Raw genomic sequence first — 23,239 nt, 5'->3', positions numbered from 1 at the left:
CAGTCTTCCTGTTCACGTACAGAAATTCATGGCCTAACAAATTGATTCCATAACATTTAGCGTAGTGGAGTTTTTTAGAACAGCAAACTGCAAACGTTAATTGTTTCGCTCTGGTTCCTAAAGAGTTGCCAATAAAAAAGCGCAGACCTTTCAGTCTGCGCTTTTATTAGTTTTTAAAACTATTCGGTTTTGTGAACCAGATTAACCCACATTCTTACGTGCGTTTTGGAACATACGCATCCAAGCGCCATTCTCGCCCCAACCTTCTGGAGACCAAGAGTTAGCAACCGTACGGAATACACGCTCTGGGTGAGGCATCATAATAGTTACGCGACCATCAGTAGTCGTTAGACCTGTGATAGCGTTTGGCGAACCGTTCGGGTTATTCGGGTATTGCTGCGTTTGGTTACCGTTGTTATCAACGTAACGTAGAGCAACCGTACCTGAATTTTCAATCGCGTTTAGGTGGTCGTTGTCACGTACTTCTACGCGGCCTTCACCGTGAGAAACAGCGATTGGCATACGAGAGCCTTCCATGCCATTGAAGAATACAGAATCTGACTTCTGAACTTCGACTAGGCTGAAACGTGCTTCAAAACGCTCAGATTCGTTGCGAACGAAACGTGGCCAGTACTCAGCACCAGGGATTAGCTCGCGCAGGTTAGACAGCATCTGACAACCGTTACACACACCTAGAGAGAAGGTATCTTCACGCTTGAAGAAGTTTTCAAACTGGTCACGAGTAGAGTCGTTAAACAGAACCGACTTAGCCCAACCTTCACCAGCGCCTAGTACATCACCGTAAGAGAAGCCACCACAAGCCACAAGGCCGTTGTACTCTTCTAGTACCGCTTGACCCGTTAGGATGTCGCTCATGTGAATATCAGTTGCTTCGAAGCCTGCACGGTCAAATGCGGCTGCCATTTCAACGTGAGAGTTAACACCCTGCTCACGTAGAATCGCCATTTTAGGCTTAGCGCCCGTGTTGATGTAAGGAGCAGCAATGTCTTCATTTACGTCGAAGCTTAGTTTCACGTTCAGACCTGGGTCTGAGTTGTCTTTCTTCGCTTCGTGCTCTTGGTCTGCACAGATTGGGTTATCACGTAGACCTTGCATCTTGTGCGTAGTTTCAGCCCAAATAGTACGTAGTTCAGTACGGTTACGCTCAATCACAACCGACTCACCAGACTTAATCACTAGCTCATCAGATGCCTCAACAGAACCAATTACGTGTGAACACGCTTCTAGACCGTTTGCTGCAAGAGTAGAAAGAACAGCGTCTAGGTCGTCGTTGCGAACTTGGATTACCGCACCTAACTCTTCATTGAAGAGTGCTGCTAGTGTGTCTTCGCCTAAAGCTTCAATGTTTGCATTAACACCACAGTGACCTGCGAATGCCATTTCAGCAAGAGTTACGAATAGACCACCGTCGCCTTTATCGTGGTAAGCCACAACTTGGTCGTTAGCCACAAGAGCTTGAACACCTTCGTAGAAACCTTTTAGTTGCGCTGCGTTGTCTACGTCTGCTGGCTTGTCACCAAGCTGCTTGTAAACTTGCGCCAGTGCCGTTGCACCTAGACGGTTTTTGCCGTTACCTAGGTCGATAAGAACTAGTGAAGTATCACCTTTGTCAGTGCGAAGCTGAGGCGTAATCGTCTTACGAACATCTTCAACACGCGCAAACGCAGTGATAACAAGAGATAGCGGAGACGTTACTTCTTTCTGCTCGCCATTCTCTTCCCACTTAGTCTTCATCGACATTGAGTCTTTACCCACAGGGATAGTTAGACCCAGTGCCGGACATAGCTCTTCACCCACGGCTTTAACCGCTTCGTAAAGACCTGCATCTTCACCTGGGTGACCAGCTGGAGACATCCAGTTAGCTGACAATTTAATGTGTTTGATATCGCCGATGTTCGTCGCTGCGATGTTAGTGATTGCTTCACCAACCGCTAGACGAGCTGACGCGCCAAAGTCTAGAAGAGCTACTGGCGTACGCTCACCAAGAGACATAGCCTCACCATGGTAAGAGTCGTAGCTTGCTGCTGTTACTGCGCAGTTTGCTACAGGAACCTGCCATGGGCCAACCATTTGGTCACGAGCCACAAGGCCGGTTACCGAGCGGTCACCGATAGTGATAAGGAATGTTTTCTCTGCCACTGTTGGTAGGCGAAGAATACGGTCAACCGCTTCGTTTAGTTCGATACCAGAACGGTCAATCGCTGGGTTGTTTGCTTTTAGCGTTTTCGCGTCACGGTGCATCTTAGGCGTTTTACCTAATAGGATGTCCATTGGCATATCGATTGGCGTGTTGTCGAAGTGTGAATCTTCTAATTTAAGATCACGTTCTTCAGTTGCTTTACCAACCACTGCGTACGGTGCACGTTCACGCTTACAAATCGCATCGAACGTTGCCATGTCTTTATCAGCAACCGCCATTACATAACGCTCTTGAGATTCGTTACACCAGATCTCAAGTGGGCTCATGCCCGGCTCATCATTTGGCACGTCACGTAGGTTAAAGATACCGCCACGCTCGCCATCGTCGACTAGCTCAGGAAGTGCATTAGAGATACCGCCCGCGCCTACATCGTGGATGAATGCGATCGGGTTCGCATCACCAAGCTGCCAACAACGGTCGATAACTTCCTGACAACGACGCTCCATCTCTGGGTTTTCACGTTGTACAGAAGCAAAATCTAAGTCTTCAGAAGAAGAACCAGAATCCATTGAAGATGCAGCACCGCCACCAAGGCCGATGTTCATCGCAGGACCACCAAGAACGATCAGGCTTGCACCTACTGGGATCTCTTTCTTCTGAACGTGATCATCACGAATGTTACCAAGACCACCAGCCAGCATGATTGGTTTGTGGTAACCACGTACTTCTTCACCTGCGTGAGAGTTTACTTTCTCTTCGTAAGTACGGAAGTAACCTAACAGGTTTGGACGACCAAATTCGTTGTTGAATGCTGCGCCACCAAGAGGACCTTCAAGCATGATATCCAGAGCAGTAACGATACGGCTTGGCTTACCAAAGTCAGTTTCCCAAGGTTGAACGAAGTTCGGGATCTTAAGGTTAGATACAGAGAAAGCAACCAGGCCCGCTTTTGGCTTACCGCCAATACCAGTTGCGCCTTCATCGCGGATTTCACCGCCTGAACCTGTTGATGCACCCGGCCATGGAGAGATTGCCGTTGGGTGGTTGTGCGTTTCAACTTTCATCAAGATATGTGTTTTTTCTTGGTGGTAGTTGTACTGGCGAGTTTCTGGATCTGGGAAGAAACGACCCACTTCAGAACCTGTCATTACCGCTGCGTTATCTTTATAAGCAGACAGAACGTGCTCTGGTGTCGTTTCAAAGGTGTTCTTAATCATCTTGAACAATGATTTTTCTTGCTTAACGCCATCGATAGTCCAATCAGCGTTAAAGATCTTGTGACGACAGTGCTCTGAGTTCGCTTGTGCAAACATCATTAGTTCGATGTCAGTCGGGTTACGACCTAGCTTCTCGGTGAAGCTTTCAAGAAGGTAATCGATCTCATCTTCTGCAAGTGCAAGACCTAGGGTAACGTTTGCTTTTTCAAGCGCTTTACGTCCGCCAGTTAATAGGTCAACTTCCGCATAAGGAGCAGGCTCAGCCACGGTAAATAGTGCCGCCGCTGATTCGAAGTCAGTGAAAACCACTTCCATCATACGGTCGTGCAGGATTGCTTTCAGCTCAACAAGTTGAAGCTCAGAAAGTTCAGCAGAGGTTTCAATGTAGAAAGCAGTACCGCGCTCTAGACGTGACACTTTAGCCAGTCCACAGTTGTGTGCGATATCTGTTGATTTTGAAGACCAAGGCGAGATAGTGCCCGGGCGTGGCGTTGCAAGCAGCAGTAAACCTTCAGGTTCATGCTCTTCAATCGTTGGACCGTAAGTCAGTAGCTTTTCTAGCTTCTCAACTTCAGACTCATCTAGGTCTGCCGTTAGATCAGCAAAGTGGGCAAACTCAGCGTAAATACCTGTTACAGGTAAGCTTAATTCACGACAAAGCTCTAAAAGCTTGTTAACACGAAACTCAGATAGAGCTGGGGAGCCACGCAAAATTCTCATGTGCTTAGGTCTCTTATGCAGTTGATTAAGGTAGTATTGGAATAAATTCAGTGGGTTATAGGAACAACCTAACTGTTTTCTTCGAAGCTATTCCCGAAGGTTGCCAAACCTATGCCGATTCCACCTCTTCAATGCGAGCGCATTATAAAGCATTTCTTTTTGTGACGTAACACCAAAAGCAACCGTTTGCGTTATTTTTTTTATCTTTATGCATAAATGGTACTTTTGCTGCATTTATCAGCACTTTTACAACTGTTTAAATAAACCTGCTTTGCCAGCCTTGCGGGGTTTGGTATAAAGGGGCTTCCACTTTTCGAGATTTCATTTTGATGCCTAAATTTACGCTCATCTTTTCGTCTAAGTTCCTTCTGCTTGCCATTGCCCTAGTAGGGTTGGCTGGATGCCAGATTGAGTCAGAACCTAAAAGTGTCCTTGAGCAGATACGAGAGCGAGGCGTTCTTCGCGTCGGCACCCTAAATAACCAACTCTCTTATTACATTGGTCCCGATGGCCCTGCTGGTTTGGATTACGAGTTAGCTCGTGAATTTGCGCAGGAACTTGGTGTACAGCTTGAGATTAAACCCGCTTACCGTTTATCCGGCCTCTTTCCAGCCTTAAAGAAAGGCGAGATCGATCTTATCGCGACAGGGTTAACGCAAAACAATAACCTGACACGCGCTTATCGCGCCGCGCCCGCCTATTACTATGTAAGCCAGCAAGTGGTGTATAAAAAAGGACAGTGGCGCCCAAGAAACCTTCAACAACTGATCAAGTTCGAGAATAAGCGTCAGGCTGATTTCGTAAAAGCACAAACTGAATCAGAAGAGCCGGCATCTACCGAAACATTGACGCCATCTTTGGTGGTAGTGAAGGACTCACATTTTGAGCCAACGCTAAAACAGATCCAGAACAAGCACGATGACTTTATCTACGATGCAATAGGTAATGCTGACATCAATGACCTGCTAAAAGAAGTGTCGACTGGTGAACGCTTGTTTACGGTAGCAGACTCGATTGAGTTGTCACTCGCACAGCGTTTGTACCCAGACGTCGCTTTGGCATTTGAGCTGACAGAAGACCAACCTATCTCTTGGTATTTACAGAAGTCTGAAGATGAAAGCCTTTATGCATTACTGATTGAGTTCTTTGGTAACCTAAAACAGTCTGGTGAACTGGCTTCACTGGAAGAAAAATACATCGGCCATATCGGCACTTTTGATTACGTTGATACTCGTGCATTTATCCGCGCATTGGATAGCAAGCTGCCAAAATGGTCGCCGCTATTTCAGAAATATTCTCAAGAATTTGACTGGCGCTTGATTGCCGCTTTAGCATACCAAGAGTCACACTGGAATCCTGTCGCACGCTCTCCAACCGGTGTTCGAGGCATGATGATGTTGACGCTACCAACCGCGAAGAGCGTTGGTGTAACCAATCGTCTCGATCCGAAACAGTCGGTACAAGGCGGTGTTGAATACCTGCGTCGTATCGTGAATCGAGTACCAGATTCAATCACCCAACACGAGAAGATCTGGTTTGCGCTTGCCTCATATAACGTAGGTTACGGGCACATGATGGATGCTCGTCGCTTAACCAAAGCACAAGGCGGTGATCCTGATGCTTGGGGTGATGTGAAAGACAGGCTTCCTCTGCTAAGACAGAAGAAGTACTACAGCAAAACTCGTTACGGGTATGCGCGTGGTGATGAAGCAAGGAATTACGTTGAGAACATTCGCCGTTATTATCAGAGCATTATTGGCCATGTAAATAAGCGTAATAAAGAGGAAGAAGCGAGCCTTGAAGGTTTGGTCGTTATCCCACCTCTAGAGGTATCAGATGCTGAATCAACAATCAGTGAAACTGAATCCGCAGTGAACGACGCTGAGTCTTCCAAATAAAAGAAAAAGAGCAATGCCATTTAGCATTGCTCTTTTTTATTGCATCACGATAAATGACCAAAACAAACAAAACGCCTGCGATATCCAGAGTGTCATATTGCAGTAACAATCGAACTTTATAACGTCACACCATAAGCGACATAATGCTCTGTTGCATTCAGCTCTTAGCCATCACGATAGTGGTTCAGAAAGCCAACGCTAAGTTCGTGGCAAAGCTTATAAGCAAATAACCACTATAATTAAAACTGAAGTCATACTTACAAAGCCAGACGACAAATAGGAAATCGTTGAAATGATGAAGAACAAACTGAAATCGAAACGCCTTGATAAGACCGTTGCTGCCAACCGTCGTAAGCGTATGCTTTCAAATAATAAGAAGAAGATCATTTGGCGCAACCGTGCTTTCATGCAGATGATTACTGAGTAAAAGTAATGACCAACTAAGTTTGCTTGGCACTCTTATGATTGAGAGTGCCGAAAGATCGCTGCTATTTTTTGTTACAGACCTTGTTCTTGTTACTGACCTTATTCTTATTACTTGCCTTGTCAGATTCTAAACGCTGCTCTTCCTGCAAACGCTCAAGCTTTCGCTTCTCTTTGATCTCTTTTCTACGGCGCTTAAAAAACGCCTGTAATTGTTCACGACACTCTTCCTCTAACAAACCATGCTCAACATCGGCATAGTGGTATGAGGCTTGGCTTTCAAAGAGATTCAATACCGTACCCGCCGCACCCGCTTTTAAGTCTGGAGCACCAAACACAATGCGCTTTACTCGGCTGTGTAATAAGGCACCCGCGCACATTGGGCAAGGTTCTAAGGTGACATACAAGGTGGTATCAAGTAAGCGATAGTTTTCCAAGGCTTGACCTGCTTTACGCAAGGTTTCGATTTCTGCATGTGCGGTTGCATCGTGGCAGCCAATCGAGCGGTTCCATCCTTCAGAGATAACCTCCCCATCTTTCACTAGAACAGCACCAACGGGAACCTCTCCCTCTTTTTCTGCTTGCTTAGCGACCTCGATGGCGCGTCGCATGAAGATTTCATCTTGAGGGCTGAATTGATGGTCTAACAAAGGGAGCTCCAGAAAACAAAGGATAAAAACGAAAATAGGTATGCGGTGAAGCATACCTAATCTTCGTGATAATGAACAATAAAGAGATAAGAGGCAATGAACAATCGCCGCTTACTGATTAGGCGGATCGCTAGCTATTGGCGCCTTCTATGTCATCGGCTATTTGCGTCGCTTTGATACTCACAATTCGATTGTTCTCAACAGAGATAACTTCAAACTGCCACTGCTGGTATTGAACAACTTCACCGGCATCAGGTAAGCGCCCTATTAACCAAGTCACTAGGCCATTCAACGTTTGGAAGCTCTCGCTTTCACCCTCAAAATCCGACAGCTCTAAGCGGTTTTTCAGTTCACTGATAGGAATCAATCCATCCACCAGCAATCCATCTTCCACTTGCTCTGTCCATAGGTCATTGGGGTTATTGGATAGCTCACCGGCAATCGCTTCAAGAATATCGTAATGAGTCACAAGGCCTTGAACATCGCCATATTCATCAACAATGAATGCCATCTCTGTACCCGACTCTTTAAAATAGCCAAGTAGACGTAAAGCCTTCATCGATTCAGGAACATAGATCGGAGAGCGAGATAGCCCCATGATCACTTGAATGTTTAAATTGCCCGCCTGATTCAATAAGGCTTTGGCTGACACCGTACCGACCACTTTATTGAGGTGGTCTTGGCACAATGGAAACACACTATGCTTTGAACTGCGCAGCTTTTTAAATATCTGCTCAACCGGTTGGCTAATATCCAGAAAGTCGACGTCTCGACGTGGCGTCATCAACGAGCTCACCAAACGGTCATCAAGCTGTAAGATATTGCGAATCATCTCTTGCTCGCCACGTTCAATCACACCAGATTCCGAGCCTTCTTTCACGAGTGCATGAATATCATCTTCCGTCACACTGTCTTCTTCGCCACCACGTCCCATTAACTTGAGAATACCTTCCGTAGAAGCAGACAACGCAAACACAAACGGCGTCGCAATTTTAGATAACCAGAAGATAGGCAGCGCGACTAGCACAGCAATGTTTTCAGCTTGAGATTGAGCAAAACGTTTTGGCACTAGCTCACCTACAACAATCGCGAAGTAAGTAATACCCACAACGACTACCGTGGTAGACAGGATATTCGCTTGTGTTGGATCGAGTCCCCACAGTTCAAGTTGAACGGCCAGTGGAGCAGAAAGCGTCGCCTCACCCACAATACCGCTGAGTAGGCCGATTACCGTAATACCGATTTGAATGGTTGAAAGGAAGCGGGTTGGATTTTCTTTGAGCTCAAGAGCAACCTGAGCGGAGCGATGTTTTTCGGCTAAGCGTTTCAGCCGACTATTCTTTGCTGCTACCAGTGCAATCTCTGACATGGCAAACAGACCATTTAAAACAATTAACCCTACTAAAAGCAGAATCTTCATGTGGCTTGGATTTCCTAAATTTACCGGCCAACAATTAGCCGTAATCCGGAGTATAAGCTGAGTGCCTTTATTTTGAATATAAAAAGTTTTGGATATAGAAAGTTTGGGATATAAAAAGTCTTGGCTATAAAAATCTTGGATAAAAAAACAGAAAAAAATAGCAAAAAAAAGCCCGCACATTTCGGTGCGGGCTTAGCAATGAATAAAGCTTAATTTTGCTTAGTTCAATCTTACATTGTGTAAGTGTAAGGAGCTTGGATACCTAGCGGGATACCAAGAGCCCAGTAACCTAGCAAGAAGATAGACCAACCGATTAGCATAGCAATCGAGAATGGCATCATTAGAGAAGCTAGAGTACCGATACCTGTCGACTTAACGTAACGTTGACAGTAAACAACAACCAGTGGGAAGAACACCATCAGTGGAGAGATGATGTTAGACACTGAATCGCCTACACGGTAAGCCGCTTGAGATAGCTCAGGAGAGATACCCACAACCATTAACATAGGAACTAAGATAGGACCAATAAGAGCCCACTTAGCTGAAGCTGAACCTACAAGAAGGTTAACTGAAGCCGTTAGTAGAATCATACCAACAACCGTTGCTTCACCAGGAAGATCCATTGCTTTCAAGCCTTCAGCACCGTAAAGCGCCAGCATAGTACCGATGTTTGATTGAGCAAATGCTGATAGGAACTGAGCACAGAAGAACGACATTACAATGTATGCGCCCATCGTTGCCATCGTCTCAGACATTGCTTTGATAACATCATTACTATTCTTGAAGGTACCCGCTACACGGCCGTAGACGATACCCGGAATAATAAACAGGATGAAGATCAGAGGAACGATAGACTTCATTACTGGTGCTGAGAACGCCGTTAGTTCGCCTTCTGGTGAACGAAGTGCTGAGTTTTCAGGCATTAGAGCCGCGATAAGCAGACCAATACCGGCAACCATTGCCCAACCAGCGAATTTGAATGCTTTAGATTCAATGGCTGTAAACGTACCTAGATCAGGTGCTTGTTCTGCATCTTCATCGACAGGCGTATTGGCAAGACGAGGCTCGATGATTTTCTCTGTAACGTACCAACCAATTGCCACAATTAGAATTGAAGACAAACCAGTAAAGAAGATGTTCGCTAGAGGGTTGATCACGTATGCAGGGTCAAGAACGTTTGCCGCTGTTTGAGTGAAACCTGCTAGTAGCGGATCAATACCTGAAGGAATGAAGTTCGCTGAGAAACCACCTGATACACCAGCAAACGCTGCTGCAATACCCGCTAGAGGGTGACGACCCGCTGCGTGGAAGATGATACCGCCAAGAGGGATTACTAGAACGTAACCTGCATCTGCTGCTGTGTGAGACACGATAGCAACAAGAATTAGCATTGGCGTTAGCAACTTAGCTGGCGTGAAGTTAAGCATCTTCTTAAGGCCAGTCGTAATGAAGCCTGAAGAGTCAGCAACGCCAACACCTAGCATAGCAACAAGTACGATGCCTAGCGGTGCGAAGCCTGTGAACGTGGTAACCATATTCGCTAGGAAGCTAGCAAGCGCTTCACCAGTAAGTAGGTTGTTTACTTCAAGAGCAGCACCCGTTTGAGGGTTGATTAAGTCGAATGAAAGATTCGATAAAAGTGCAGATGCTACCCATACAATAACTAGAGCCCAGAAGAACAGAATTGCTGGATCTGGAATTTTGTTGCCGGCGCGTTCAATGAAGTTTAGAAAGCGGTCCATACCACTGATCTTCTCAGTCGATGGTGCTTTTTTTACGGCTTGGTTACTCATTGTAACTCCATATGTGATGTTGTTTGTTTAGGCCTAATATAAGTTTTGACCATGGCCTATTGGTACAGCACATATTCTATTAAAGTCGCTGTTAAAAAGCACAAGGTTCCACATCATTTTCCATAAATGGAGACATATTTTGCAAAAATACTGTACAACAGCAACAATATAAAAACACAAAAAACACCATTCCATATACAGAGTTTTAACTGGCACGTAAACAATGTCCGAGGAGTGAAAACTATCAGTAAAGGAGAAGCGTAGGGCTTGGCATGCAGTAAACGTTTGCTTAATAGATCAATCAAACTCACTGTATTTGGAGAGCATAGTTTCGAGGTGAATGCTTTGCGCACGGTTCATGCGATCTCGCCATGCAACAGTCACCGTAATGTTTTTCAAAGCGTGAGACAAGGCACCACTGGCATTTGTCACCTCACAGCTCATCGTATACCCAGAGCCCGACAAACCAGATAAAGGATCCGAACTTGTCGCATTGCGACAGTAGTCCGCTTGATTGAGATCCGTAAAAAGGATTAACCCTACAGCTCCCCCCACATCCGATACACGAGTTCGATAATACTCCATCTGCCTTTCAGCAAAATGAAGCGCTTCTACACTGTGCAACGCGTAATCCGATTTTTGTTCTGCATAGACCTGTAGCTTAACCAACCCTAGCGAAGCGATACCGATCAATAGAAAAGAGATCAGGACCTCTATCAAGCTAAAACCGGAATGTTTATAAGTCATTCCATGATCCCTTTTTCCATTTGGCTTTCAAAGGAACACTATGGGGGTTGTATTCACCTGTGTAATCTAAGTTAATCGAACCTTGAATTGTCGATAACCCGCCAACTGAATCAAAGAACATCCCTCCCTTGGGAAAAAAAGAAGCAAATCCAATATAAACCGAATTGTTCTGCACTAAGCCGGCGATAGGTATCGTATTTGGAACTTTGGCCCATAAGCCGCTCAATAGGTCCGTATCAACATCAGGGGAGGCTGGTTCGTCGTATATGCTCATATCATTTAGGTGATAAAAGGAACCATCAAACACACTTGCATTACCGTTCGCAACGATGCCATCTTGAATCACTAATGAACGTGGAGTAATAACACCGGGGATAGGTTCTACCACATTAATTGGTGGGTGATAGACCACGCAATCACCGATCACCCACACCTTATCTTTGCCACTAGTAAAGGCGTTATTAATCGCTTGGCTACACTTATTACCTTGATACTTCCCGTTGAATAAATCAATGTGCTTGGGGGGAGATACAGTCCTGTCAATGAGGTCAATCACATGATAATCACGCTTAATCTGGTCAATATTTTCTGGCGTTTTAGATACCCCAAAGTAATTAGAGAAAGTATCGATGGCTGGGTCAAATTTGAAATCTGATTGAAAAGCATTTGAAGGCAATGACCCAACTGAATCAATGGTTGCATTGCGGTTAATATCGGTTGTCGGTTGGCAAGACTCAAAGGTAGGAAAAGGAGGGAGACCGCCCGTAGGTGTGATTGTCTTCAGACGCCCGCCGCCTTGGTTTTTATAGATCACACTATCTAAGAACCGAACAGACACACATTCGTTAATACCACCGACCGCAGTAAGACTAATATCTGGGGTAATATCGATATTGTGATCAGAAATAAACTCCAAACTCGAATTGGTTTGCATCGCCCCTAGCCCCGACGAATTGTTAAAACTTATCTCTTTGTTCAGAGATAAATAGTGAGCACTCGACACCAATATATTCGGTGTTAGGTTATCTGATTTCAACGTAAGGACTTTCGACTGCTGACAGTGATTCATTAAATCATTGGGAATTGCCGTGAGATCATTTTCAGCTATATAGGTAAAACCACACTCCAACCCAGCCTCGGCGTTCCAATGAGCTTTGCGGACTTGAACTTCATTCTGCGCGACCTTAATTTGATGAAAAACGCTGCGATAGGTGCCCAAAGTAACAATTAAAGCACTCAACACTAAAACAGATGTGATTAACAACGTAGCCACTCCAGCTTGCTGCTTTACCGAGGTCATTGCCAATTCCTTTGCTTAACGGTTATAGCGACGCCTTTAGAGATCCCAGCACTCGGAATTGACGCAACAATATTCAAATCAGTGAGCGTAGTGCTCACCCCATTTTTGCTCAACACTTGTGAGGATATTGATAAATCGTCGACGGAAATAATGCTATCGTCGAAAAGTGAGTAGCATGAGGTAACTTGATCATGGGCTAAAATGTTCCCTGGAGTAAGAACGCCCTTTTCACAAACTTTCAATCGAGTCCCCTCCTTTTTATACACGATATTCCTGTAATTTTTTCCGTCAGTTGATCCCTCTTTCAAATAGACGAACCCCACCTCAACACCACCGCTAACATGAATCGTATTAACGGCATTTAATAGCTTCAGGGACTCTCCATTTGAACCATCGTAGCCTGCTCGTTGAATATCTTCTTTCATTACCTGCATCGTGCTCGTAAGGTTTTGCAGCAGCAATAGCTCAATGCCTTTGTCTTTGGCTATTCTGTGCCCCGTCATAAATACGCTGCCGATAATAGCAATCGCGAATACACCAATAACGGAGGTGACCATCAGTTCAATGAGAGATGCGCCCTTTTGCTTTCGCAAGCTTCTGCTGCGGGCCTTAGCAAGCATAGTAACCATACTGAGCGCCTGATTCGCCGCACACTTTAATTCGCCCCGGAGGGCTAGATAGTTTAATCAAAAGCCGGTCGGTTGAAGCTCTTTTAGGAGCCAAGTAAATCGTACCTCTGGCAGGCCTTCCTCTTACACTTTCAAAGCTGATTTTTGAGCCTGTATAGTTATGAGAAAACGATAAATCTCGAAACGGTTCTCCCGACAACATCAGCAATGTATCACCAGACAGATCTTCCGTAGGCTTCAACCATACTGTCCACTCCCCCGTAGATTGCTCTTCATTTTTAGCCGTCGAGAAATGTACCCAGAGTTTTTGATTTCTTTTCACAGACTCAGACTTTGCCTGTACTAAGAAACCATTCAACTCCCCAGCAAGGCGCTGTATCTTGACTGTTTGGGTGACTGAACTAAAACTCGGAGCAGCCGTCGCTACCAATATCGACAGTATCGACACCGTTATTAACAGCTCTAATAAAGTAAACCCGCGAGTCATTTCCCAAATTCCTATGTAATCAGGTGCGTAAGCATATTTAATCTTGCACCGATGCTACCACCCGAGAAAAATGGACAGGGTTATGAAAGGAAACTACTCGTGAAGATTCGAATAAAAAGATGTAACAACAACAATTTAAGTATGAAAGGAATGACACTGATCGAATTATTGATCGCTGTTGCCATTGTAGGAGTACTCAGTGCAATAGCTTATCCAAGCTACACAAGCCATGTTTTAAAATCGCATCGGATGACAGCGATAGGAGATATGGCAAAAATTCAACTTGAACTTGAGAGTGCTTACGCCGGAAATTATGCCACGGCTGCTGGAAACATAGTTTCTGGAGGGACGTGCTCGTTTTGCGATACCGATACAAGCAGGTATACACTAACAATTTCGGCTAGCAGTACCTCATACTCCATTCAAGCTGAACCACACGCACCACAGACAAATGATGACTGCTTAGACTCACCGACTGATATTCTGGAGTTACATCACTCAGGTGTTTCAGAGCCTCAAGCGTGTTGGAAGTAACAAGAGGAGACACTAAAGCCTCTAGGGGGTGATCTGAAAAATTTCGATTATTTTTGCTATGAGCTTCTTTTATACCAATCAAAAAACACAAATCTATAGACACAAAAAAACCTGCTACATGAGCAGGCTTTTCTACTTTTATCATTAAATTGAAGTATCAATAATTTAAAGATCAACAACTTAACGTGTCAATAACCTATTTATCTAATCAGTTGATTACTTAGTTAGGTCATCAAAGAAGTTTTTCACGCCGCTGAAGAAACCTTCAGATTTTGGCTTGTGCTTGCTTGCAGCTTCACCACAACATGTTTCTTCAAATTCACGCAGTAGTTCTTTTTGACGAGAGCTTAGCTTAACCGGTGTTTCAACCACTAGCTTAACGATTAGGTCACCCACACCGCCGCCACGAACGCCTTTCACACCTTTGCCACGCATACGGAACATACGGCCCGTTTGTGTCTCTTCAGGTACTTTAAGGTTTACACGGCCATCTAATGTAGGAACTTCAACTTCACCGCCTAGCGCTGCCATTGTGAAGCTAACTGGCACTTCACAGTAAAGGTTGTTGCCGTCACGCTCAAAGATGTTGTGCTCTTTTACGTGTACTTGTACGTACAAGTCGCCAGCTGGAGCGCCGTGCTCTCCTGCTTCGCCTTCGCCAGATAGACGAATGCGATCACCAGTATCAACACCTGCTGGGATCTTAACGTTAAGCGTTTTCGTCTTCTGTTTGCGACCTTGACCATGACATGAGTTACATGGGTCTTTGATGATCTTGCCTTTACCGTTACAAGTAGGACAAGTCTGTTGAACCGCAAAGAAACCTTGGCGCATTTGTACCTGGCCGTGGCCATGACAAGTACCACACGTTTGTGCAGAAGAACCCGCTTTCGCGCCGCTACCATCACAAATGTCACATTCAACAAGTGTTGGTACTTCAATCTCTTTAGATACACCACGAACGGCTTCTTCTAGAGAAAGCTCCATGTTGTAACGCAAATCAGAACCACGTTGAGCACGCGCTTGACCGCCGCCACGACGACCGCCGCCGAAGATATCGCCAAATACGTCACCGAAGATATCGCCGAAGTCACCTTGGCCACCGCCGCCGTAACCGCCGCCACCCATGCCACCTTGTTCAAAAGCTGCGTGGCCGTATTGGTCGTAAGCTGCTTTCTTTTGAGCATCGGTTAGGATCTCGTACGCTACTTTTACTTCTTTAAATTTGTCTGCTGCGCTGTCATCACCCTGGTTACGGTCTGGGTGGAATTTCATCGCTAAGCGTTTGTACGCTTTTTTAATATCGCGCTCTGATGCATCGCGGCTTACGCCTAATACTTCGTAAAAATCACGTTTTGACATGTTCTAGGTCACCAAAATAATTGCTACTGCCGAATGTTCACTTCAGCAGTCTGTGTATCAATCTAGATAAAAGTTCTGCCGGCTGAAACGCCGAATAAAGCTATTATCTAGATCGACAAGTCTAAATACAAATTTACGGGCGTGAGAGTTACCTCTGACGCCCGTATCTTTAGAAATCGAAAAACGACTTTTTCTAAGCTAAAACACGTTAGTTCAAGGAGAAGGCACGGACTTTCTTAACCAACCAAAAGGCAAGTGTAAGTGAGTACCTTCGACGCAGAAATCACGTGTTATAGCGACGAAAAATTATTTTTTGTCTTCTTTAACTTCTTCAAACTCTGCGTCAACAACATCGTCGTCTTGCTTAGGTTGTTCACCAGCGTCAGCACCAGCTTGTTCAGCTTGAGCTTTCTGTTGAGCAATTTCCATTAGCTTTTGAGCTGCTTGCATAAGTTCTTGAACTTTAGCGTCGATAGCTTCTTTGTCGTCACCAGACTTAACTGATTCTAGAGCTTCGATAGCTGCTTCGATTTTAGCTTTCTCGTCTGCAGGTAGAGCTTCACCAGCTTCTTCTACTTGCTTCTTAGTGCCGTGAATCATTTGATCAGCTTGGTTACGTGCAGTTACTAGCTCTTCGAACTTCTTGTCAGCTTCTTTGTTAGCTTCTGCTTCTTGAACCATTGCTTCGATCTCTTCCTCAGACAAACCGCCTGATGCTTGGATAGTGATCTTCTGCTCTTTACCTGTCGCTTTATCTTTAGCAGATACGTTCAGGATACCATCAGCATCTAGGTCGAATGTTACTTCAACTTGTGGCATGCCACGTGGTGCTGGTTGGATACCTTCTAGGTTGAACTGACCAAGAGACTTGTTGTAAGTCGCTTGCTTACGCTCACCTTGAAGAACGTGGATAGTTACTGCGCTTTGGTTGTCTTCAGCTGTAGAGAACACTTGATCCGCTTTAGTAGGGATAGTTGTGTTTTTCTCGATAAGCTTAGTCATTACGCCGCCCATCGTTTCGATACCGAAAGATAGAGGAGTAACGTCTAGAAGAAGAACGTCTTTAACTTCACCAGCTAGTACACCACCTTGAACAGCAGCACCCATTGCAACAGCTTCGTCAGGGTTCACGTCTTTACGTGGCTCTTTACCGAAGAATTCAGTTACTTTAGCTTGAACCATAGGCATACGAGTCTGACCACCTACTAGGATAACGTCAGTGATTTCGCCTACAGATAGGTCAGCATCTGCTAGAGCAACTTTTAGTGGCTCAAGAGAACGTTGAACTAGGTCTTCAACTAGAGACTCAAGCTTCGCGCGAGTCACTTTGATGTTCATGTGCTTAGGACCAGTCGCATCAGCAGTAACGTAAGGTAGGTTTACGTCAGTTTGAGTAGTAGAAGAAAGCTCGATTTTCGCTTTTTCTGCTGCTTCTTTAACACGCTGCATTGCTAGTGGATCAGCTTTAAGGTCGATACCTTGCTCTTTCTTGAACTCATCTACTAGGTAGTTGATCATGCGGTTATCGAAATCTTCACCACCAAGGTGAGTATCACCGTTAGTTGAAAGAACTTCGAAAGTCTTCTCGCCTTCTACTTCATCGATTTCGATGATAGAGATATCGAATGTACCACCACCAAGGTCGTATACAGCGATAGTGCGATCACCACCTTGCTTGTCTAGACCGTAAGCCAGAGCAGCAGCAGTAGGTTCGTTGATAATACGTTTAACATCTAGACCAGCGATACGGCCAGCATCTTTCGTTGCTTGACGTTGAGCATCGTTGAAGTAAGCAGGAACAGTTACTACTGCGCCAGTTACTTCTTCGCCTAGGAAGTCTTCAGCTGTTTTCTTCATTTTCTTAAGAACTTCAGCAGATACTTGAGGAGCAGCCATTTTTTGGCCTTGCGCTTCAACCCATGCATCACCGTTATCAGCTTTAACAATGTTAAAAGGCATGATTTCGATATCGCGTTGAACTTCTTCATCTTCAAAACGACGGCCGATTAGACGCTTAATCGCGTATAGCGTGTTTTGAGGGTTAGTAACAGCTTGACGTTTCGCAGGTTGACCAACTAGCGTCTCGCCTTCAGTGTATGCGATTACCGATGCTGTTGTGCGTTCGCCTTCAGCATTTTCTAATACGCGTGGTTTGTCACCGTCAAGAACAGCAACACAAGAGTTAGTAGTACCTAAATCAATACCAATGATTCGACCCATCAGGCTTTCTCCGAATAAATTCTATTTAGTTTTTTGCTATACCCACTATGTGGGGGGTAGTAATCAGGGATTCAACCCTAATACACAAATTTAAGTGCAAATGTAATTTGCTTTCGTATGCACCATAGATAAGGGCTCACGAATCCTTTTCAAGGGGGATACTGGATTTTTTCACATTTATTTTGATAAAAGGAATGGTTAGACACGAATACATATCATTACCTTCACATAAGCCCAGTAACTGGGGTTATCACCCAATAAAAAACGGAGCCACTTAGGCTCCGTTTGTCTATTCAGGCTTTCCACTTAGATTTCATCTATAGAGGAAAATCTCTGATTACGCTTCTGCTTTCTTTAGCTCAGCTTCTTCGTTTGTTTCAACGCCGATTTCGCCTTCAGACTTAGCAACGATAGTGTTAACCGCTGTATCACCTACTACGTTAGAAGAAGTACAGAACATATCGTTGATACGGTCTACCGCAGCAATGATAGCTAGACCTTCTGGTGGTAAACCTAGTTGATGCAATAGAACACCTACCATTACAACACCACCACCTGGAACACCACCCGCACCGATAGACAGTAGCAAGATAGTTAGACCCAGAGTAAAGATGTCAGCCGTGTTGATTGGTTGACCGAATGCGTTTGCTACGAACATTGTCGCTAGTGCTATGTAGATAGAGACACCAGACATGTTCATTGTCGCACCCAGTGGTACACCGAAGCCTGCCACAGATCTTGATACACCAAGCTTTTCAGTTAGAGTGCGCATTGTTACTGGGATAGTCGCGTTCGAACTTGCCGTCGATAGTGAGAAAAGGATTTGCTCACGAGTTGCACGTAGAAATTGCTTAGGCGTAATACCTGTCGCGATACCAACCATCATTGGGTAGAAGAAGAAAATCCAGAACACTAGCATCGCAACAACAAGCGCTACATAGCCAGCTACAGACATAAGTGTCTCAGCGTTCAGTGTCGCACCTAGTTGAATCATCAGAGCGAATACACCAAATGGCGCCAAGCTCATTACTAGGCCGATAAGCTTCATCATGATTTCGTTAGCCATCTTGAACGTTTTGATCGCTGGACCGCCACGTGAATCAAGAGCCTGAATAGCAAGACCAGTCAAAATTGCCATGAAGATGATCTGTAGCATGTCGCCGCTTGCAAACGCCTGAACTGGGTTGCTAGGAACGATGTTCACAACAAGAGAGAAGATATCTGGAGTTTCAGTTGTTGTTAGTTGAACTGTCTCAGAGATCGTTCCGGCTAAATCTGCACCAGCACCCGGTTGGAAAATAAGGCCAACAGTTAGGGCTGCAGAAATCGCGATGATGGTGTTGATAATGTAAAGAGCAAAAGTTTTACCACCTAGGCGACCGAAAGAACGGATGTCTTTCAATTCAACAATTCCGCAAACGATAGATACGTATACCAGTGGAACAACCAATAGTTTGATCAAAGAGACAAACATACCACCGACACCTTCTGCTAGACCTAGCAGGTAAGTATCAAATACTGCAATACCGTTGAATAGGTACTGAATAGCAGTACCAATAAGTAGGCCGGCAAACAAGCCTACAAAAATCTTACTTGAGAGCGATTTATCCATCGTTCTTCTCCAGTTTGTTGTGTTTGAAATTTGTACTTTTATAGTTATATATGCGAGTTAAATCGCTATATCGCAGTGGATTTTACATACAAAGATAACAATTAAAAGTATTTATTTACAAAAACATTACAAGTGTGACATCAAAACATTTCTTTATTAACAACTAGTTTCATAATATAAAACTCTAAATCATTGTTCTGGGTAATATAAAAGGAACAACATTCTTAATGCGGTTTTGGTGACTATTTACGTGGGGTCTCAAGTTATAGGCACAAAAAAAGAGAGGCATATGCCTCTCTTTTCATTTTACGTAAACCAGTGATTTATTTTGTCGCGGCGACTTACTCAGTCAATGCGCGACTCAATCACTTGGCAGCGTAACACGTCATTACTTAGCAACCATAACCATCGCAGGGCGAACCACACGACCGTTTAACTCGTAACCTTTTTGCATTACGAACATAACCGTGTTTGATTCGTGATCTGGACTTTCTTGGATAGACATCGCTTGGTGGAATTCAGGGTTGAACACTTCACCTTCAGGGTTGATCTCTTTAAGACCAAACTTAGCAACTGTGTCTACGAACGTTTTGTGCGTTAGCTCAACACCTTCAAACAGTGGCTTAACCACTTCGTTTTCAGCATCTGCCGCTTGCATTGCACGCTCTAGGTTGTCGATGACAGGAAGTAGACCTTCAGCAAACTTGTTCAAAGCGAATTTACGCGCTTTATCAATTTCTTGCTCGCTACGGCGACGCATGTTTTCAACTTCAGCTTTTGCGCGAAGAACAGAATCTTGCTGCTCTTTCACTTTAGATTCGCTAGAAAGTAGTGCAGCTTCTAGTTGAGCGATTTTTGCTTCTTGCTCATCAACAGACTCTTCATTTAGCTCAGCTTCTTCAACTTTCTCAGCTTCAGCAATGATTTGATCTAGCTCTTCTTCCGTTACTTTGTTTTCTTCGTTGCTCATGATCTCTCCAGAATTCGTTTTCAATGCAAGTGACAGGTGTGTTTGCACCCCAAATTGATATAAAACACTCGCATAGACGTTCAACTTGCCTTTATTATGGGGATGAAGAATTTTGATTCAAGCCTAATTCGTTTGGAAACGTTATGAAAAAGCCATTTGAAGTCATCGCCATTATTGGTAAACCTCGAGATCAGCAAGCAATTCAGACTCATAGAGAGCTCTATCAGTGGTTAAGTACTGAGGGTTATCAAGTGTTTGTGGATGACAGACTCGCTACAATTTTAGACGATATCCCACAAGAACATTTTTCTAGCCTAATTGAATTAGGTAAACGCGCCGATCTCGCCATTGTGGTGGGTGGTGACGGAAATATGCTCGGTGCCGCTAGAATCTTGTCACGTTTCGATATTTCAGTGATTGGCGTAAACCGAGGTAACCTAGGTTTCCTTACCGATCTTAATCCTGAAAACTTCCAGAGTGCGCTTACTGATGTACTCAAGGGTGAATTCATGGAAGAAGAGCGCTTCTTACTTGAAACGGAAATTCATCGTCATGGCCAAATAAAAAGCCACAACGCCGCACTCAACGAAGCAGTACTTCACCCCGGTCAAGTCGCACATATGATCGAGTTCGAAGTGTATATCGATGACAGCTTCGCCTTCTCACAGCGTTCTGATGGCTTGATCGTCTCAACACCGACAGGTTCAACCGCCTATTCACTTTCTGGTGGTGGTCCTATCCTGTCATCAAGCTTAAATGCAATTTCATTAGTACCGATGTTCCCGCACACCCTTTCAAGCCGCCCACTTGTGGTGGATGGAAAGCGTCGTATCAAGCTGATCGTATCGCCTGATAACCGCGGAACTCAGGAAGTCAGTTGCGATGGTCAAATCTCGCTACCGGTTTCCCCTGGCGATGAGATCCACATTTACCAAAGCCCGAATGTGCTCAAGCTGATCCACCCTAAAGACTACAACTACTACCATGTTCTACGTAACAAACTAGGCTGGTCGAGTAAGTTGTTCTAAAAGAATAAAAGCTCCAGAAGTAACCGAATTATGAAAGGCTGACGACATTCGTCAGCCTTTTTTATTGCCCATAGAAAGCCCGTCGGCTCTAGCTTCTCTGCAATTCCTTATACCTCCACTCCCGACAGGGAGGAACAACTGAATTGGGAATCTACTGCGGTTTCAGTGATCTACAGACAACCTCAATTCTGAGATCTGTCGCATAAAAATTTCACCCACCGACTTTACTGTATAAAGAAACAGTATATACTGAGCTTATATACAGTATTGTTCAGTTATACAGGTAAATAAAAATGCTGGCTCATCTAAGTGTTAATAATTTCGCTATTGTTAAGTCTTTACAGCTAGAACTCTCTAAAGGCATGACAACAATCACCGGAGAAACTGGTGCGGGTAAATCTATCGCTATCGACGCTTTAGGCTTGTGTCTTGGAGGAAGATCTGATGCAGGAATGGTTCGACAAGGTGAAGAAAAAACCGAAGTCAGTGCCGCTTTTTTACTTGAGAACAATCTGCATGCTACCCGCTGGTTAGAAGACAATGAACTGCTTGATGGCGGTGAATGCATCTTACGCAGAACCATCTCTAAAGAAGGTCGCTCTCGCGCATTCATCAACGGCAGTCCCGTGCCTCTTTCACAATTAAAATCGCTTGGACAGCTGTTGATCAACATTCATGGTCAGCACGCGCACCATCAGTTGATGAAAAGCGATTACCAAATGGCCATGCTTGATCAATACGCAGGTCACTTGAACTTATTGAAATCGACACGTAATGCTTACCAAGCCTGGCGACAAGCCGATAACCACTTGAAAGAGTTACGTGAAAATAGCCAGCAAAACCAAGCTCAAAAACAACTTCTTGAATACCAAATCAAAGAGTTAAATGAGCTGTCTATTGGGGAGGAAGAATATGAAGACCTCGAACAAGAGCATAAGCGCCTCTCCAATAGCGGAGAACTGGCCACAACCTGCCAACAAGCTATCGAGCTTATTTATGAAGGCGAAGAAGTTAATGCGCTTGGTATTCTGCAATCGGCCAATAACTCCTTAATTCAGTTAGCGGAGCTAGATGAAAGATTGGCTGAGTTACCAAACTTATTGTCTGAAGCCATTATTCAGATAGAAGAAACCAATAACGAGTTAAGAACATACCTAGATAGCATTGATGTCGATCCAGGTCGTATGGCTTACGTTGAAGAGCGCTTCTCAAAAGTAATGTCGATGTCTCGTAAACATCACGTGTTGCCAGAAGAGCTTTATAAGCACCATCAAGACTTATTACAACAAGTTGAAGCGCTTGATTGCTCTGATGAAAAGTTGGAAGAATTGGCAAACGAGGTAGAAAACCAGTACCAGTCGTTCGTGGCTAAATCAGAGAAGCTTCATAAATCTCGAACTCGTTACGCAAAAGAACTCAACAAGCTGATCACGCAAAGCATGCATGAACTGAGCATGGAAAAAGCGCAGTTTGCCATTGAAGTAAACAACACCAACACACACTCTTCTCCATTAGGTATGGATAACGTGACCTTCATTGTTTCGACCAACCCAGGTCAACCAATGCAGCCCATTGCTAAAGTGGCTTCTGGTGGCGAGTTATCACGAATCTCACTAGCGATTCAGGTGATCACAGCGCAAAAAGTGGATACACCAAGCCTGATTTTCGATGAAGTCGATGTGGGTATCAGTGGACCAACCGCTGCGGTTGTCGGAAAAATGCTTCGAAAACTGGGCGAATCTACGCAAGTGATGTGTGTGACACATTTACCTCAAGTTGCCGGTTGCGGTCACCAACAGCTGTTTGTTGCGAAGAACACGAAATCAGGTAAAACCGAGACTCAAATGCACACGCTTGATGAACAACAACGCGTTTCAGAGCTTGCTCGACTGCTTGGTGGCAGCCAAATTACCGAATCGACGCTTGCCAACGCAAAAGAGTTATTAATCGCAGCATAGGTTACATATTCAGCAACTTTCTGATAATTTACCGAAAATTCTTGGCAATTTTGCAACTTAATTCAAAATTGCCAGTCATAACAAGCTCAAAGCGCAAGGAGCTTTTTACT

General features: G+C 44.5%; 17 protein-coding genes. 5 read left to right on the top strand and 12 right to left on the bottom strand.

All coding sequences use genetic code 11. The annotated features are described in order from the left end of the window. Positions 1-201: 201 nt before the first annotated feature. Positions 202-4,098 (bottom strand): phosphoribosylformylglycinamidine synthase, encoded by a 3,897-nt coding sequence (purL, locus tag AB4180_RS10970; protein WP_102250032.1) that lies wholly within the window; start codon positions 4,096-4,098, stop codon positions 202-204. 329 nt (positions 4,099-4,427) lie between these two features. Here purL and mltF point away from each other — a divergent pair, with 329 nt between their 5' ends. Together mltF and AB4180_RS10960 are read left to right on the top strand one after the other, a co-directional pair. After that, positions 4,428-5,996, top strand: coding sequence for a membrane-bound lytic murein transglycosylase MltF (gene mltF / locus AB4180_RS10965; protein WP_041472746.1), 1,569 nt, complete (start codon positions 4,428-4,430; stop codon positions 5,994-5,996). A 292-nt stretch (positions 5,997-6,288) separates the two neighbouring features. After that, entirely contained in the window at positions 6,289-6,423 is a 135-nt protein-coding gene (locus AB4180_RS10960; protein WP_009848341.1) for a hypothetical protein, read from the top strand. Between the two features lie 61 nt (positions 6,424-6,484). Here AB4180_RS10960 and tadA read toward each other — a convergent pair whose 3' ends face one another. The 7 genes from tadA to AB4180_RS10925 all read right to left on the bottom strand — a co-directional run bounded on the left by tadA (position 6,485) and on the right by AB4180_RS10925 (position 13,445). Then, positions 6,485-7,123, bottom strand: coding sequence for a tRNA adenosine(34) deaminase TadA (tadA, locus tag AB4180_RS10955; RefSeq protein WP_009848340.1), 639 nt, complete (start codon positions 7,121-7,123; stop codon positions 6,485-6,487). A 76-nt stretch (positions 7,124-7,199) separates the two neighbouring features. Then, a complete protein-coding gene (locus AB4180_RS10950) occupies positions 7,200-8,489 on the bottom strand; it encodes a hemolysin family protein (protein WP_009848339.1) in 1,290 nt (429 codons plus the stop codon). 230 nt (positions 8,490-8,719) lie between these two features. Beyond that, entirely contained in the window at positions 8,720-10,282 is a 1,563-nt protein-coding gene (locus AB4180_RS10945; RefSeq protein WP_012603342.1) for an AbgT family transporter, read from the bottom strand. Between the two features lie 297 nt (positions 10,283-10,579). Further along, positions 10,580-11,029, bottom strand: coding sequence for a prepilin-type N-terminal cleavage/methylation domain-containing protein (locus AB4180_RS10940; RefSeq protein WP_102250031.1), 450 nt, complete (start codon positions 11,027-11,029; stop codon positions 10,580-10,582). Beyond that, positions 11,019-12,329: a hypothetical protein gene (locus AB4180_RS10935; RefSeq protein WP_102250030.1), complete on the bottom strand. Its 1,311-nt coding sequence runs from the start codon at positions 12,327-12,329 to the stop codon at positions 11,019-11,021. The genes AB4180_RS10940 and AB4180_RS10935 overlap by 11 nt, the downstream gene beginning before the upstream one ends. After that, a complete protein-coding gene (locus AB4180_RS10930; RefSeq protein WP_012603338.1) occupies positions 12,326-12,958 on the bottom strand; it encodes a PilW family protein in 633 nt (210 codons plus the stop codon). Before AB4180_RS10930 ends, AB4180_RS10935 begins: the two co-directional genes overlap by 4 nt. After that, complete coding sequence (locus tag AB4180_RS10925) at positions 12,939-13,445, bottom strand: GspH/FimT family pseudopilin (RefSeq protein WP_017098042.1); 507 nt, start codon at positions 13,443-13,445, stop codon at positions 12,939-12,941. The genes AB4180_RS10930 and AB4180_RS10925 overlap by 20 nt, the downstream gene beginning before the upstream one ends. A gap of 51 nt (positions 13,446-13,496) precedes the next feature. Here AB4180_RS10925 and AB4180_RS10920 point away from each other — a divergent pair, with 51 nt between their 5' ends. Further along, positions 13,497-13,979: a type IV pilin protein gene (locus tag AB4180_RS10920; RefSeq protein ID WP_009848333.1), complete on the top strand. Its 483-nt coding sequence runs from the start codon at positions 13,497-13,499 to the stop codon at positions 13,977-13,979. A 216-nt stretch (positions 13,980-14,195) separates the two neighbouring features. Here the strand turns inward: AB4180_RS10920 and dnaJ are convergent, their stop codons facing one another. The 4 genes from dnaJ to grpE all read right to left on the bottom strand — a co-directional run bounded on the left by dnaJ (position 14,196) and on the right by grpE (position 20,143). Next, positions 14,196-15,341: a molecular chaperone DnaJ gene (gene dnaJ / locus AB4180_RS10915; protein WP_102250029.1), complete on the bottom strand. Its 1,146-nt coding sequence runs from the start codon at positions 15,339-15,341 to the stop codon at positions 14,196-14,198. A 306-nt stretch (positions 15,342-15,647) separates the two neighbouring features. Further along, the gene (gene dnaK, locus AB4180_RS10910; RefSeq protein ID WP_009848331.1) at positions 15,648-17,561 is read right to left on the bottom strand and encodes a molecular chaperone DnaK; all 1,914 of its coding nucleotides are present in this window, start codon (positions 17,559-17,561) and stop codon (positions 15,648-15,650) included. A gap of 337 nt (positions 17,562-17,898) precedes the next feature. Then, complete coding sequence (locus tag AB4180_RS10905) at positions 17,899-19,173, bottom strand: dicarboxylate/amino acid:cation symporter (protein WP_009848330.1); 1,275 nt, start codon at positions 19,171-19,173, stop codon at positions 17,899-17,901. A 388-nt stretch (positions 19,174-19,561) separates the two neighbouring features. After that, a complete protein-coding gene (gene grpE, locus AB4180_RS10900; protein WP_009848329.1) occupies positions 19,562-20,143 on the bottom strand; it encodes a nucleotide exchange factor GrpE in 582 nt (193 codons plus the stop codon). Positions 20,144-20,286: 143 nt separating this feature from the next. Here grpE and nadK point away from each other — a divergent pair, with 143 nt between their 5' ends. Beyond that, positions 20,287-21,171 (top strand): NAD(+) kinase, encoded by an 885-nt coding sequence (gene nadK / locus AB4180_RS10895; RefSeq protein WP_009848328.1) that lies wholly within the window; start codon positions 20,287-20,289, stop codon positions 21,169-21,171. A gap of 293 nt (positions 21,172-21,464) precedes the next feature. Continuing rightward, the gene (recN, locus tag AB4180_RS10890) at positions 21,465-23,129 is read left to right on the top strand and encodes a DNA repair protein RecN (protein ID WP_102250028.1); all 1,665 of its coding nucleotides are present in this window, start codon (positions 21,465-21,467) and stop codon (positions 23,127-23,129) included. Positions 23,130-23,239 lie beyond the last annotated feature (110 nt).

This window comes from Vibrio sp. 10N.286.49.C3, assembly GCF_041469545.1.
Taxonomy (GTDB): Bacteria; Pseudomonadota; Gammaproteobacteria; order Enterobacterales; family Vibrionaceae; genus Vibrio; species Vibrio tasmaniensis_A.
This window is presented reverse-complemented; position numbering and strand designations above follow the sequence as displayed.